Source organism: Roseibium sp. MMSF_3247 (assembly GCF_030733765.1).
Lineage (GTDB): Bacteria > Pseudomonadota > Alphaproteobacteria > Rhizobiales > Stappiaceae > Roseibium.
The window spans coordinates 85,716-98,899 of sequence record NZ_JASHII010000010.1 but is presented as its reverse complement, the minus strand read 5'-3'; the positions used below and the strand labels follow the sequence as shown (position 1 = coordinate 98,899).

Sequence of the window (13,184 nt, the reverse complement as noted above, 5' to 3'; positions counted from 1 at the left end):
CGCATGATCATTCGCCCGGCATAAGCGCCAGACCAAAACCGGCGAGAAGCCGCTCGATTGCAGGTTTCCGGGCCCCTGATGTCAAAATGGCAAGGTCGGCGGTTTTAGATGGGGCTGATGCCAGATCCGATCCCAGAACGCGTACCAACTGGCGCGCGATCGCCTCTGCCGGGTCCAGCCAGTCGACGGGCCAGGGTGCGACTTTCCGGAACCGGTTCGCCAGAAACGGATAATGGGTACAGGCCAGAACAACAATATCTGTCCGCTGGCCATTTTGCTCCAGAAAACAGTCCGAAATCTCCTGTCGCAGTGCCTCGTCAGACACCGGTTCACCGCGCAGATGCTGTTCGGCGAGTTCTGCCAGATTATCAGAGCCCACGAGCCTGACATGGCACTGCGCGGCAAAACTCTCAATCAACGAGCGGGTATAAGCCCGCCGAACCGTGCCAGGTGTCGCCAGCACCGAAATCAGACCCGAGGCCGTCCGCTCTGCTGCCGGTTTGATCGCCGGGACCGTTCCGATAAACGGCACATTTGGAAAAGCTATACGCAATGCCTCTCCACCAAGCGTGAAGGCGGTGTTGCACGCGATCACGACCGCCTTTGGATCATATTCCTCGATCAGCCTGGCAAATTGGTCCTGTAATCTGACAAGAAGTTCTGCTTCCGGCCAGCGACCAATTGGAAAAGCCGCATCGTCCGCCACATAAAGAAGGCGCTCATAGGGAAGCAGGTAACGTGCCTCACGAAGAACCGTGAGCCCGCCTAACCCTGAATCATAAAAGAGCACTGGCCGGACATCACCCACGGGCACTTCCTCAGGCTTCTGTCTCGTCGACGTCACGGGTTTTACGCGGACGTGTTTCCCGACGCTCCAGAGCAGCTATCACGCCCCGCAAGGTGCGGACTTCCTGTTCGCTGAGCTCAGCTTTTTGGAAGATATTGCGCAAGTTCCGCACCATATGCGGGCGGCGCTCCGGCGGACGGAAGAAACTCACTTCGTCAAGAGAGCCTTCCAGGTGTTCGAACATCCGCAAAATGTCGTCCTTGGACGCCGGCGGATGCTCTTTCTCTGACAACAAGAATGGCAATTCACCCTTGCTCGCTGTTTTCCGCCACTCATAGGCGCAGACGAGAACAGCCTGAGCAATGTTCAACGATGCAAAATCCGGGTCGACTGGCAAGGTAACGATTTCGTCGGCAAGCGCGACTTCCTCGTTGTTCAGCCCCCAGCGTTCACGACCGAACAAGTAGCCGACACCATGCTGGCGCTCACCAAGATCCACAGCCTTGACTGCTGCTTCATCCGGGCCGCGGACAGGTTTTGGCACCTCGCGCGAACGGGCTGTTGTTGCATAAACGAAATTCAGATCGGCAATCGCAGCTTCCGTGGTTTCGAAGACCTGAACCTTGTCGATCACATGGTCTGCCCGGCTGGCTGCAGCGCGCGCTTTTTCACTTGGCCAGCCATCGCGCGGATTGACGATCCGAAGGTCAACCAGGCCGAAATTGGCCATCGCCCGGGCGGCTGTTCCAATGTTTTCGCCCAGCTGTGGCTCACATAGGATCACAGCAGGCGGCCGCGCAGTAATTGCCCGCGCTTCATCTCTGATTTTTGCGTTTTTGCTCATGAAGCGGGATTTAGCCGAACGGCGGAAACTTTTAAAGCCCCTGCATTCCCAACCCGCACCGGAGTCAATCGGGGCCGCATTGAACGATGTCTTGAGATCTCTGGAAAACAAACTCCAAACAATCAACTCCGACACACCCAAATCAAGACACCTGATACGGGAGCCTTGGCAAATCTTCCAACCAAAAGCGGAAACAAACAAACAGGCAATAAAACAAAACCTCGTGTTTTTTGCTTTAGCTCAACACTCTCTTATTCTTCCTCTGAGAGAGTACGATCTGGTTCTATTAGCCATCAAAGAAGGATGCCATGCACCGTGCGGCAATCATTCCAGCTATAGTAATGGGGTTTGCGATTGGACTTGTGCCAATACCGGCAGCTTCTCAAGAGTGCCCCCGCGGCGGCACACTGATCGCTGGCGCAGGTGATTACCGGCCTTACAACATCGTCGAAGACGGAGAAGTCCGGGGCATGGACTTCGAGGTCATTGAGACAATCCTCGGCAAGCTCGGCTGTGATCTTGTGAAAGTACCCCTGCCCTGGACACGCCACCTAAATGCGCTGCGCAACGGCACGGTAGACATTGCCACACCCGTTACAAAGACACCTGAACGTGAGGCATTTGCACATTTCTCAGCGCCCTACATTCAAGCCGACGAAGTGCTGTTCGTGCGGGCAGAAAACGTTGATACCTATGAAAGCCTCGGCGACTTCTTCCAAAACGATAAACGGTTGGGTGTGGTTAGAGACTATGCTTATGGCGGTTCGTTCCCAGCACTGTCGGAAGCCTATCCGCATCTGATTGAGATGACGGACAGTCTGGAACTGAACCTCAAACAGCTTGAGCTCGGCCGGGTCGATGCGATTTTGGGGGAAACCTATGTCGTAACCTCGGAGATCCAGTCGCTCGGGCTTTCAGAGGTGATTAAAGCAACGAACGCGATTGTCGCTTCCGAGCCGAACTACATCATGTTCAGCAAGAAAAGCGTACCAACGGACTTCGTCGCCGCGTTTTCCAAAGAACTGGAAATCATGCAGGAGAGCGGTGAGTTCCATCGTATCACTGCCCGCTACAAGGACGGTGACGGCGCAATAAACTGATCAGATCGGGTGTGGAGCCGAACTGACCACCTGCGTCGGCGGCAGGTTTTATACCTCTTTCCGTAAACCACCTTAATTGCGTTTTTTGCCTCGTTTGCTAGAACACCCACGGCTTTTGCGGCCTTCGCCTTTATGAGGGCTGGCAATTGATTGCGTACAATTGTATACGCTCTTCGAACTCCGCCCGGAGGCGCCTCCCTGCCCCGGCAGATCCCGTTGGACCATCAGGAAACGTGAGCAACATGGCCGATATTATCTACACCAAGGTCGACGAAGCGCCGGAACTGGCATCAGCTTCCTTCCTTCCGATCATCCGCTCCTTCACCAAGGCCGCCGGCCTGACCATCGGCACCAAGGACATCTCCCTTGCCGGCCGGATCCTGGCAACGTTTCCGGATTTTCTAACCGATGAACAGAAGCAGTCGGACGATCTCGCGCTCCTTGGCGATATGGTGAAGCAGCCGGATGCTAACGTCATCAAGCTGCCGAACATCTCCGCCTCGCAGCCACAGCTGAATGCAGCTATCAAGGAACTGCAAGACCAGGGCTACAAGCTTCCGGATTACCCATCTGATCCGGCAAATGATGCAGAAAAAGACATCAAGGCCCGATACGACGGCATCAAGGGCTCTGCCGTGAACCCGGTGCTGCGCGAGGGTAACTCAGACCGCCGCGCACCGAAAGCAGTCAAGGAATACGCCAAGAAGAACCCGCACCGCATGGGCGCCTGGGCCTCTTCTTCCAAGACCCATGTTGCGACAATGGGCGAGAACGACTTCCGCACCAACGAGAAGTCCATCACTGTTTCCGCAGCTCAAGCTGGCACCGCCAAGATCGTTTTTGCCGGTAAGGATGGTTCCGAGACCGTTCTCAAAGGCGACTGGCCGCTGGAAGATGGCGATGTCATCGACGGCACCTACATGAGCGTCAAGGCGCTCAGCGCATTCCTGGAAAAGGAAATCCAGGACGCAAAGGATCAGGGCATCCTGTTCTCGCTGCACATGAAGGCGACCATGATGAAGGTCTCCGACCCGATCATCTTCGGTGTCTGCGTGAAGGCATTCCTGAAAGACGTTTTCGAGAAGCATGCGGCAACGTTCACTGAGCTCGGCGTCAACCCGGATCTCGGCATCGGCGACCTGGAAGCCAAGGTTGCCACGCTTCCGGCTGACAATGCCGCTGAAATCCAGGCCGATATCAAGGCTGCGCTCGACAACGGCCCGGCGATGTACATGGTGAACTCCGACAAGGGCATCACCAACCTGCACGTTTCTTCGGACGTCATCATTGATGCTTCCATGCCGGCTCTCATCCGCGCAGGCGGCAAGGGCTGGGGCCCGGACGGCAACGAAGGCGACGCCAAGTGCGTGATCCCGGACAGCTCCTACGCGGGTGTCTACTCCGCAGTGATCGACTTCTGTAAGGAAAACGGTGCCCTCGACCCGGCCAAGATGGGCACGGTGCCAAATGTCGGCCTGATGGCACAAAAGGCCGAGGAGTACGGCTCTCACCCGCAAACCTTCAAGGCACCAAGCGACGGTACCATCAAGGTGGTCAGTGCATCTGGCGAGACCTTGCTCGAACATGCTGTTGAAGGTGGTGACATCTGGCGCGCGTGCAGAACCAAAGACGCGCCGATCCGCGACTGGGTCAAGCTCGGCGTCAATCGCATGCGCCTGTCCGGTATGCCGGGCGTCTTCTGGCTGAACTCAGAACGCGCCCACGATGCGGAGCTGATCAAGAAGGTGGAAGCCTATCTGCCGGATCACGACACGTCGGGTCTCGACTACCGCATCCTGGCCCCGACTGAGGCTGCAAAATACTCCACCGAACGTATTGCCCGCGGTGAAGACACGATCTCCATCACCGGCAACGTACTGCGGGACTACCTGACCGATCTTTACCCGATCCTGGAAGTCGGCACGTCTGCAAAGATGCTCTCCATCGTTCCGCTCATGAACGGCGGCGGCCTGTTTGAGACAGGTGCTGGTGGCTCTGCGCCGAAACACGTTCAGCAGCTGCAGGAAGAAAACTACCTGCGCTGGGATTCTCTGGGTGAGTTCTGTGCGCTTGGCGCCTCTCTGGAGCACCTTGCAAACGTCAAAGGCAACGCCAAGGCCCAGGTTCTGGCTGATGCGCTCGACAAGGCAATCGAAGGCTTGCTCGACAACGACAAGTCACCGGCCCGGAAGGTTGGCGGCCTCGACAACCGCGGCAGCCACTTCTACATCGCGCTCTATTGGGCACAGGCTCTGGCCGCTCAGGATCAGGATGCAGACCTGAAGGCCCAGTTCGCTCCGATCGCCGAAGCCTTGTCCTCGAACGAAGACAAGATCGTAGGGGAACTCAACGGCGTCCAGGGCTCTCCTGCCGACACCGGCGGCTACTACCATGCCCCGCAGGCGAAAGTCGACGCGGTGATGCGCCCAAGCGCGACGCTGAACGGCATCATCGGCTGAAGCGAATAAGCCAAATTTAAGATACAAAAGGCGGTCGAAGTGGCTGCCTTTTTCTTTGCGTTCAAAGGATCCCGTATCACCTTCTGACAGCGCCTTTTCGATAGCGCCGAAAGAAAACCGCAGGGAGGATAAAATGAATGCTGCAGATCTGAAGATCATGAACGCGATGCCAGTGATCTTTTGGGCAAAAAACGAAGATGGGGTCTACATTTTCGGCAATGACACCATCAACCAATTCGGCGGCGGCGTTGTTGGCAAGACCGATCATGAACTCCCGTGGGCAGACACCGCGGATGAGCTCGTAGCCCATGACAAAAAGGTGCTTGCAGCGGGAAAACCTGGCTATATGCATGAATTCGTTCATAAGTCCTCCAAAGGTGAAGCGACCCTCAACGTATGCAAATGGCCAGGTGAACTTGACGGCGTTCGCTGCACCTTCGGTATTTCCTTCATCATCGAGGACTAACCTGCATCATGAACTGTACAGTCAAGGCGATCCTCTTTGACAAGGACGGCACATTGCTGGACTTTGATGCGACCTGGGCAACACCACAGGAACAGGCAGCTTCATTAGCGGCAAACGGCGACGAGCTCTTGTCGAAGCGTCTGCTGGTTGCCGGTGGGATGGATCAGGGGACACGGAAAACTGCGGCTGGCAGCCTGTTTGCTGCCGGCAACGCTCTGGAGATTGCAGAAGCTTTCATAAACGAAGGCGCCCCGCACACCCTTGAGCATCTGACATCGGTGTTGGACCGGATATTTCTGGAAGGGATGCAAAAGGCCAAACTGCTGCCGGAGCTCGAAACATCGCTCCGCGAACTGCACAACGCTGGATATATCCTGGGGGTTGCAAGCAGCGACAGTGAGGCGTCTATCGCCACCTTTCTGCGCGCCACCGGTGTTATAGACCTGTTTTCATTCATCGCCGGTTATGACAGCGGTCATGGGCACAAGCCCGGCCCCGGCATGGTCGAAGCGTTTTCCGGAACAACCGGCATCCCAGTCAACCAGATCGCGGTCGCCGGCGACAACACGCACGATCTGGAAATGGCGGAAAACGCCGGGGCTGGCTTGAAGATCGGTGTCCTATCCGGCACGGGAACCTCAGCCGACCTCAGTCCCCTCGCCGATCTCATCCTCGAAAGCTGTGCGGACCTCTCCGCGCAGGTGCTTGTCCGCCCGTGATCTCATACGGGCCGATGGTGAGCCCGTTGCCTAGTGCAGCACGGACGCAACTTCAGTTCTGACGGCACCGACGGACTGCGCCAGGATCATGGCGCGATATTCCGGAAAGGCGACCGCCGGGCTCCAAAGATACCCTTGTCCCAAAGTGCCGCCCCAAGCCTTCAGGTAGTCCTTTTGAAGCGGCGTCTCGATGCCTTCCGTCACTGTGTCAAGATTAAGCTGGTGGGCCATCAGGAAAATCAGTTCCACAATGGTCCGGCGATCCGCACATGTCGCAATATCCATGATGAAGGAGCGGTCGATCTTCAAAGTGTCGAAGGGCATGTTTGCCAGACTGCTGAGGCAGGAATACCCCGTCCCGAAATCATCAATTGCGAATTTGACACCTTGTTCCCGGATGGGGCGAATGCGATCCAGAACAGTGTCTGAGTAATCCATGAGGCTGGACTCGGTGATTTCCAATTCGACCTTTTCCGTCGAAACGCCACTTTCGCTGACGGTTCCAATTGTCTCTTCGATAAAGGTTTCTTCCTGAAATTGCGCCGGGGACACGTTCACAGCCACCGAGGTTTCTAGCCCTTCATTGTGGAGTTGCTTGGTATCTTTAAGCGCCCTTTGCAAGACGAACCGGCCAATGGGTGCAATCAACCCTCGTTCTTCAGCGATCGGAATGAACTTGGCCGGTGAGACATGACCGAGGACTTCATCATTCCACCGGAGCAAGGCTTCCGATCCTACGATCTTGCCATTTTCCGGGATGACCTTTGGCTGGTAAAAGACGTCAAGACCACCCGTATCAACCGCGTGCCGCAGACGATCGGCAATCAGTTCGCGCTCATTGGCCTGTGTTCTGAGCGCTTCACTGTAGGAAACCGCCCTGCCCCGGCTGGCCGACTTTGCCTGATACATCGCGAGATTGGCGTTCTTCATTACCTCTTCAGCAGTATCGCCTTGCTCCGGGTACGTCACAAAACCGGCACTTGCACTCACTGAAAGAGACATGCTCCCGATCTGGACCGGCCTGCTCAGAAGCCGGAGCACGGTTTCTGACACCTCGGTCAATTGGTCCGGATCTGTGAGACCGGGAAGGATCGCGACAAACTCGTCTCCGGAGAAACGGGCCAACGCAGGTGCATTCTTGGTGTGCGGATGGGCGACCTTGTCGAGCAACCTGCCCAGGCGTGCCGCAAGCTGCCGCATGACCTCATCACCAACACGGTGGCCATGCATATCGTTGATAAGCTTGAACCGATCAAAACCAACATAAAGAACTGCGCCTTCCGCACCCAGTTTGTGGTCGATCATCGTCGCGGCCAGCTTGTCCAACTTTGCGCGATTGGCCAGTCCCGTGATCGTGTCGGTATAAGCAAGCCGTTCGATCTCTACGATGTTGGATCGCTGGGTCTGGAGCATATGGCGAAATGCAGCTTGTAAATCTCCAACTTCCCCCGGCGCGTCAGTCTCAAGATCGCAGTCAAGATAGCCTTCGGTTGCCTCTTTCGCCGCTTGGGTAACCTCGCTGATCCCGGCGGTGGCTTTGTACATCAGCCAGCCAAGAGCCGGAATAAACGCAAATGCAACAACGCCCAATAGAGCGACCACCTGCCACAGCGTGTTGTAGAAGATGCCAGCAATCTCAGCCTTGGACACGCGGACGAGTACACTGCCAACAGCTGTTCCGTTCCGAAAAACAGGAAGAACGTAGTCGATCGAACCATCTGTTTCTTGCAGTTTGGCCTCACCTGTCAGCGCCGCGTTTAACGCGAGTTCGTTGAACTGGACTTCGCTTGTCGGCGCCGCCGACATGAAATCGCTGGCGAATTCCTGCCCAAACCGGCTGTAGGCCTTTGCTGCGGTCACGTGATCGTCTTTGGCGACTGCATTCAGCAGCCGCTCCATCTCACCGTAGTTTTTGTTTTCGATTTCACGAGCGGAAATATTTGCAACGAATTCCGCTTTTTGCCGTGCGTCTCGCTCAAGTCGTTCTGTTATGCCCGACACTTGAGAGTAATAGCTGATGCCTATGAAAAAGAAGGAAAATCCCAGGATTCCGCACACTGCATACAGTGTTGACCTGACAAACACCCGCCTCAGCACATTTTGGCCTGCCGCTATGAAACTCACCGGCATCCGCACCCCCAACAAAACTCAGCCGTTTTGGCATCTACGCGTTCTTGATGATCTCATCGGGATTAATTCAACAAATAATGAATATCGGCAGCAGAATGCACGCTTTTACGCTTTGTCATGAAGTATGCCGATGTCACTGGTTAGAAAAAGTTCGACACACCGCCCAACACTAGTTGTTTCGACAATGTCAACGCTACGGAAGAATCTTAAGATCTCTTTTTAGGACGAGGAAATGGCGCGCACGCTCTGACACCTGCACTTAATGCGATAAAACTACTACACTTGCCCCCACACGCTTCCACGCTTTTAAAAAACAAAATCTCCGAGAAATTTTCAGAAGAATTTGATCGAAGTTTCTCCTTGACCCTGCCTGATCCCTTTGCCATAACGATCACCCGAACCGTACCGTACGGTTCTTACAAAGATCACAGAGCCCCGCCCGTACCCAACAGTTGACTGAAGCCAAATGCCTGCCGCCAGTTTTGACATCGCCACTTCCCGCCCGGACGCTGCACCAGAGTTCTCGCCGCGCCAGCAAGTGGTCTTGCAACATGCGCTGACGCTTTTGGTTGAAGGCGGTGAAAAAGCCCTGACAACGGCCGGCCTTGCGCGTACGGCAAGCTGCTCTAAAGAGAGCCTTTACAAATGGTTCGGCGACCGGGATGGCTTGCTCGCAGCCGTCGTCGCCTATCAGGCGAGCCAGGTGCAGTTTCCTTCCGAAAGCGGTGCCACAGCTGATCCGGACACGTTCCGCGCCCACGTCACAGCTTTTGTCGAGGCCTTGCTCGCTGTCCTGTTTTCGGAAAGCTCATTGGCCCTGAACCGGCTTTCGATCGGACAATCGAACACCAACTCCAACCGTCTCGGCCAACTTTTGCTTGTCCGCGGCAAACACATGATTTCAGCCCGTGCGCGCAACATGCTTGAGACCGGTCGCCGCCATGGGCTCTTGAAATTCGACGATGCGGAGGACGCCTACCAGGTTCTCTACGGTCTGGCGATCCGCGATGTCCATATCCGTCTTCTTCTCGGCGAGACCGCAAGTGCAGCCGAGAAGGATCTGAAAAGCCAGGCAAAAACAGCCGTGGCCCGATTTTATCAACTGTTCGGGGCCTGATCCCCGGACGGAGGAAACAAAGAACATCAGGCCCGGATCAGATAAGACCCGGTCTTGATCATCATCTCAAGGAAAGGGAATTCCCATGCGTGTCTATTACGATCGTGATGCTGATCTAAACCTCATCAAGTCCAAGAAGGTTGCCGTCATCGGCTACGGCTCCCAAGGCCGGGCCCATGCCATGAACCTGAAGGACAGCGGCCAGAAGGAAATCGTTGTTGCCCTGCGCGCCGGTTCAACCACGGCACTGAAAGCAGAAGCTGATGGCTTCAAGGTCATGACGGTTGCAGAAGCTGCCGCATGGGCCGACTTGATGATGATGGCGACCCCGGATGAACTGCAGGCCGACATCTACAAGGACCACATCGCCGACAACATCCGCGACGGTGCTGCGATCGCTTTCGCCCATGGCCTGAATGTTCATTTCGGCCTGATTGAGCCGAAGTCCACGGTCGATGTCCTGATGGTTGCGCCGAAGGGCCCAGGCCACACAGTACGCGGCGAATACCAGAAAGGCGGCGGTGTCCCGTGCCTGATCGCCGTTCACCAGGATGCATCCGGCAACGCGCATGACCTTGGCCTGTCCTACGCCTGCGGTGTTGGCGGCGGCCGCTCCGGCATCATCGAAACAACCTTCAAGGAAGAGTGTGAAACCGACCTCTTCGGCGAACAGGCCGTTCTCTGTGGTGGTCTGGTTGAACTGATCCGCGCTGGTTTCGAAACTCTGGTTGAAGCTGGTTACGCCCCGGAAATGGCTTACTTCGAGTGCTTGCACGAAGTGAAGCTAATCGTCGACCTGATCTATGAAGGCGGCATCGCCAACATGAACTACTCCATCTCCAACACCGCTGAGTGGGGCGAATATGTCACCGGTCCGCGCATTGTAACGCCGGAAACCAAGGCGGAGATGAAGCGCGTTCTGGAAGACATCCAAAACGGCAAGTTTACCTCCGATTGGATGCAGGAGTACCGCGCTGGCGCTGCGAAGTTCAAGGCGACCCGCCGTTTGAACGACGCACACCAGATCGAAGAAGTTGGCGAAAAACTCCGCGGCATGATGCCCTGGATCAAGTCCAACGCGCTCGTGGATAAGACCAAAAACTAAGGCCCTGCCCGCGTTGGATTTGTCCATGATCGGAAAAACCTCAGCGTTCGCCAAAGGCGAAACGCGGGGGGGGCAAGTCCAACGCGCTCGGCGACAAGACCAAAAACCAAGGTCTACGTGACTGAGAATTCAAAAGCCCCGCTGGAAACGGCGGGGTTTTTCATTAAGCCCCCGGGAGACACGCACACTTCGGAGGTCTGCGCTGCAGACGTATTTTTGAGCTGTTGGCGTAAGAAAACGCTTTCACCGATTACACTTTGATGAAATTTTAGCGGGCAGAGATAATTGGCCGGAAACCCGCTCTGCCCTAGAGTAAGAACAAGCGCCTCGGATAAAAATCCCGGAGACCGATTTTTTATGACGCCATTGCCACTGTTTTCGGCAAACATGCTCCTGTTGTCGGTCTTCGCCATTTCTTTTTTGGCCATTTCCTTCAGTGCGCGTCCAAACACGCATTGGCGAAGCTGGGCGACTGCCAACGCATTGTCGGTCGGCGCCCTCGCAGCATTTGCAAGTCTTTCAGTCCTGCCGGTGATTGCGACTTACTTGCTGCCCAATGTTCTCCTGCTAACCGGGTTTGGATTTCACCTGCACGCTGCGCGCAGTCTCAAACAATCGGCCACCCCGTTCGGTCTCATGATCGCGCCCGTTGGCATCTACGTGATCATAGCCGCCCTGGCATACGTTTTTGAGGTGTATGCCCTCGCCTATATCGCTTCCAACCTGCTTTTTGCAGCGCTCTGTATCAGCGTTGCGGCAACCTATGGCTCAGCGGCGTTTCGCGGGCTCGTATCGAGCCTTGCACTGATCATCGCCTTCGGGTTGCTGGCCCTGGAGGCCGCTCTGCGAATTCTGCTTGGTGTCCTGGCTGATGGCCCATTCGGGCCCGGCATGATTGAAGACGGGACAGTCAATATTCATTTGATGATTTCGCTGATTTTCATCGCCATTTCCGGTGCGTTTTCTATGGCGATTTCATTTGAGCAGTTGGCGCGCAACAATCATGAAGACGCCCGGCGGGATCCATTGACCGGCACCTTTAACCGCCGGGAGTTCCTGCGGCGCCTGGAGACCCAACTCCAGCCTGCAACGGGAACACATTTTGGTCTGATACAGTTTGATTTGGACCATTTCAAACAGGTCAACGACCGGTTTGGCCATGTGGCCGGCGACGAAGCGTTGGTAAAGGTCTGCCAGGCGATCCGACATCATTTGCGCCGCAGCGATTGTTTCGCCCGCCTCGGCGGAGAGGAGTTCGGCCTCCTTCTTCCCAATGTTGGCCAGGAGGACGCAGTTATGATCGCAGAGCGGATCCGTAAACTGGTCGAAACCCAGTCTTACGAGTTTGCCCCGGACGGATTTCAAATCACTATCTCGGGTGGCATGTATCACGGGACCGGTGAAGGCCTGACACCAACAGATTTGTTCAAAATTGTCGACACCGGCTTGTACACATCAAAGAATGAGGGCCGCAATCGGATCACTATGGCCGTTCAAGAGACAGAAACGCCGAAATTCGCTGAGGAATTGGCGCAACTTGACAGCCTTAGCCCGCCGGAAAATGAGCTTCGATCAGCCGTGTGACCTCGGCATCGCGCGCAGCCTCGCTTTGACCGCCCATAACCACAACAATCAGCTGCTTGCCGCCGCGGCGCGCCGTTGCGACGAGATTGTAGCCGGACATGCGAATATAACCGGTTTTCAAACCATCGACGCCTTGGACCTTGCCCAGGAGATTGTTGGTCGCCCGGAATGACCGCCCGTTGTAGGTAAAAGACTGAGCCCGGTAATAACTCGCATATTGCGGAAACCTACGCTTGAGTGCGAGGCCAAGCTTTGCCATGTCCCGCGCTGTGGTTACTTGAGCTGGATCTGGAAGGCCGGTGGCATTGACAAAACGAGTGCGCGACAGGCCCAGCGCGCGGGCCTTTTGGGTCATCTCTCGCGCAAAAGCCGCCTCACTGCCAGCCAGGTTTTCAGCAACCGCCACGCCGACATCATTAGCCGACTTAACGGCCAGTGCGCGGGCCGCCTGCTCGACCGTAATCGTGCTGCCGGCCTTCAGGCCGATCTTGGCCGGCGGCTGGGACGCCGCCTTTGCAGACACATTCAATGGGCTCGACAACCGGTTTTCGCCGGAACTGACACTCTCGAACAGCATGTAAAGCGTCATCATTTTTGTGAGCGAGGCTGGAAAACGCGGGGCATCGGCGTTAACGGCATAGAGTTCCTGGCCCGTTGCGGCGTTCAGCACAAGGGCCGAAAAGCCCCGCTCCTGCGCGGTTGCCGGCGCATAGCTGACTACGGGCAAAGACGCAGTTTGAACCGCTGCAGCCTGACCGGAAGGTGCGCCAGACTGAGACGGCCCGCCCGCAGTTTGACAGGCGGCCAAAGATGCCGCCAGCACAACCGCCGGAAGACTGCGCCAAAAGCGCGAAGAACTCATAACGCCTATCA

The 13,184-nt window shown here is 56.1% G+C and carries 12 protein-coding genes; 8 read left to right on the top strand and 4 right to left on the bottom strand.

Going from position 1 to position 13,184, the window contains the following annotated elements; genetic code table 11:
* Positions 1-7: 7 nt before the first annotated feature.
* Together murI and RBB44_RS23615 are read right to left on the bottom strand one after the other, a co-directional pair.
* Positions 8-808: a glutamate racemase gene (murI, locus tag RBB44_RS23620; RefSeq protein ID WP_306150086.1), complete on the bottom strand. Its 801-nt coding sequence runs from the start codon at positions 806-808 to the stop codon at positions 8-10.
* A 10-nt stretch (positions 809-818) separates the two neighbouring features.
* Positions 819-1,631 carry an RNA methyltransferase gene (locus RBB44_RS23615; RefSeq protein WP_306150087.1) on the bottom strand — a complete coding sequence of 271 codons (813 nt, stop codon included), beginning with the start codon at positions 1,629-1,631 and terminating at the stop codon, positions 819-821.
* Positions 1,632-1,939: 308 nt separating this feature from the next.
* Between RBB44_RS23615 and RBB44_RS23610 the strand changes: the two genes are divergently transcribed.
* The 4 genes from RBB44_RS23610 (at position 1,940) to RBB44_RS23595 (ending at position 6,375) form a co-directional block, all read left to right on the top strand.
* Complete coding sequence (locus RBB44_RS23610) at positions 1,940-2,731, top strand: ABC transporter substrate-binding protein (protein ID WP_306150088.1); 792 nt, start codon at positions 1,940-1,942, stop codon at positions 2,729-2,731.
* 233 nt (positions 2,732-2,964) lie between these two features.
* On the top strand, positions 2,965-5,190 hold the full coding sequence (locus RBB44_RS23605) for an NADP-dependent isocitrate dehydrogenase (RefSeq protein WP_371932330.1): 2,226 nt from the start codon (positions 2,965-2,967) through the stop codon (positions 5,188-5,190).
* A 133-nt stretch (positions 5,191-5,323) separates the two neighbouring features.
* Positions 5,324-5,656 carry a PAS domain-containing protein gene (locus RBB44_RS23600; RefSeq protein WP_306150090.1) on the top strand — a complete coding sequence of 111 codons (333 nt, stop codon included), beginning with the start codon at positions 5,324-5,326 and terminating at the stop codon, positions 5,654-5,656.
* 8 nt (positions 5,657-5,664) lie between these two features.
* Entirely contained in the window at positions 5,665-6,375 is a 711-nt protein-coding gene (locus RBB44_RS23595; protein ID WP_306150091.1) for an HAD family hydrolase, read from the top strand.
* Positions 6,376-6,405: 30 nt separating this feature from the next.
* Here RBB44_RS23595 and RBB44_RS23590 read toward each other — a convergent pair whose 3' ends face one another.
* Positions 6,406-8,376: a bifunctional diguanylate cyclase/phosphodiesterase gene (locus tag RBB44_RS23590; protein ID WP_306156174.1), complete on the bottom strand. Its 1,971-nt coding sequence runs from the start codon at positions 8,374-8,376 to the stop codon at positions 6,406-6,408.
* A gap of 22 nt (positions 8,377-8,398) precedes the next feature.
* Between RBB44_RS23590 and RBB44_RS23585 the strand changes: the two genes are divergently transcribed.
* From RBB44_RS23585 to RBB44_RS23570, 4 genes are all read left to right on the top strand, one after another.
* Positions 8,399-8,626 (top strand): hypothetical protein, encoded by a 228-nt coding sequence (locus RBB44_RS23585; RefSeq protein ID WP_306156173.1) that lies wholly within the window; start codon positions 8,399-8,401, stop codon positions 8,624-8,626.
* Between the two features lie 345 nt (positions 8,627-8,971).
* Positions 8,972-9,622 (top strand): TetR/AcrR family transcriptional regulator, encoded by a 651-nt coding sequence (locus RBB44_RS23580; protein WP_133946663.1) that lies wholly within the window; start codon positions 8,972-8,974, stop codon positions 9,620-9,622.
* Positions 9,623-9,707: 85 nt separating this feature from the next.
* A complete protein-coding gene (gene ilvC / locus RBB44_RS23575) occupies positions 9,708-10,727 on the top strand; it encodes a ketol-acid reductoisomerase (RefSeq protein ID WP_008194118.1) in 1,020 nt (339 codons plus the stop codon).
* A 357-nt stretch (positions 10,728-11,084) separates the two neighbouring features.
* On the top strand, positions 11,085-12,311 hold the full coding sequence (locus RBB44_RS23570; RefSeq protein ID WP_306150093.1) for a GGDEF domain-containing protein: 1,227 nt from the start codon (positions 11,085-11,087) through the stop codon (positions 12,309-12,311).
* Here the strand turns inward: RBB44_RS23570 and RBB44_RS23565 are convergent.
* Positions 12,274-13,173, bottom strand: a complete 900-nt coding sequence (locus RBB44_RS23565; protein WP_306150094.1) for a D-alanyl-D-alanine carboxypeptidase family protein — start codon at positions 13,171-13,173, stop codon at positions 12,274-12,276. The two genes, RBB44_RS23570 and RBB44_RS23565, sit on opposite strands and share 38 nt — an antisense overlap.
* Between the last annotated feature and the right edge of the window lie 11 nt (positions 13,174-13,184).

Coding starts and splice junctions, on each gene's coding strand:
- RBB44_RS23615 (WP_306150087.1), bottom strand. CDS start 1,631: ATGAGCAAAAACGCAAAAATCAGAGATGAAGCGCGGGCAATTACTGCG.
- RBB44_RS23610 (WP_306150088.1), top strand. CDS start 1,940: ATGCACCGTGCGGCAATCATTCCAGCTATAGTAATGGGGTTTGCGATT.
- RBB44_RS23600 (WP_306150090.1), top strand. CDS start 5,324: ATGAATGCTGCAGATCTGAAGATCATGAACGCGATGCCAGTGATCTTT.
- RBB44_RS23595 (WP_306150091.1), top strand. CDS start 5,665: ATGAACTGTACAGTCAAGGCGATCCTCTTTGACAAGGACGGCACATTG.
- RBB44_RS23585 (WP_306156173.1), top strand. CDS start 8,399: ATGAAAAAGAAGGAAAATCCCAGGATTCCGCACACTGCATACAGTGTT.
- RBB44_RS23580 (WP_133946663.1), top strand. CDS start 8,972: ATGCCTGCCGCCAGTTTTGACATCGCCACTTCCCGCCCGGACGCTGCA.
- ilvC (WP_008194118.1), top strand. CDS start 9,708: ATGCGTGTCTATTACGATCGTGATGCTGATCTAAACCTCATCAAGTCC.
- RBB44_RS23570 (WP_306150093.1), top strand. CDS start 11,085: ATGACGCCATTGCCACTGTTTTCGGCAAACATGCTCCTGTTGTCGGTC.
- RBB44_RS23565 (WP_306150094.1), bottom strand. CDS start 13,173: ATGAGTTCTTCGCGCTTTTGGCGCAGTCTTCCGGCGGTTGTGCTGGCG.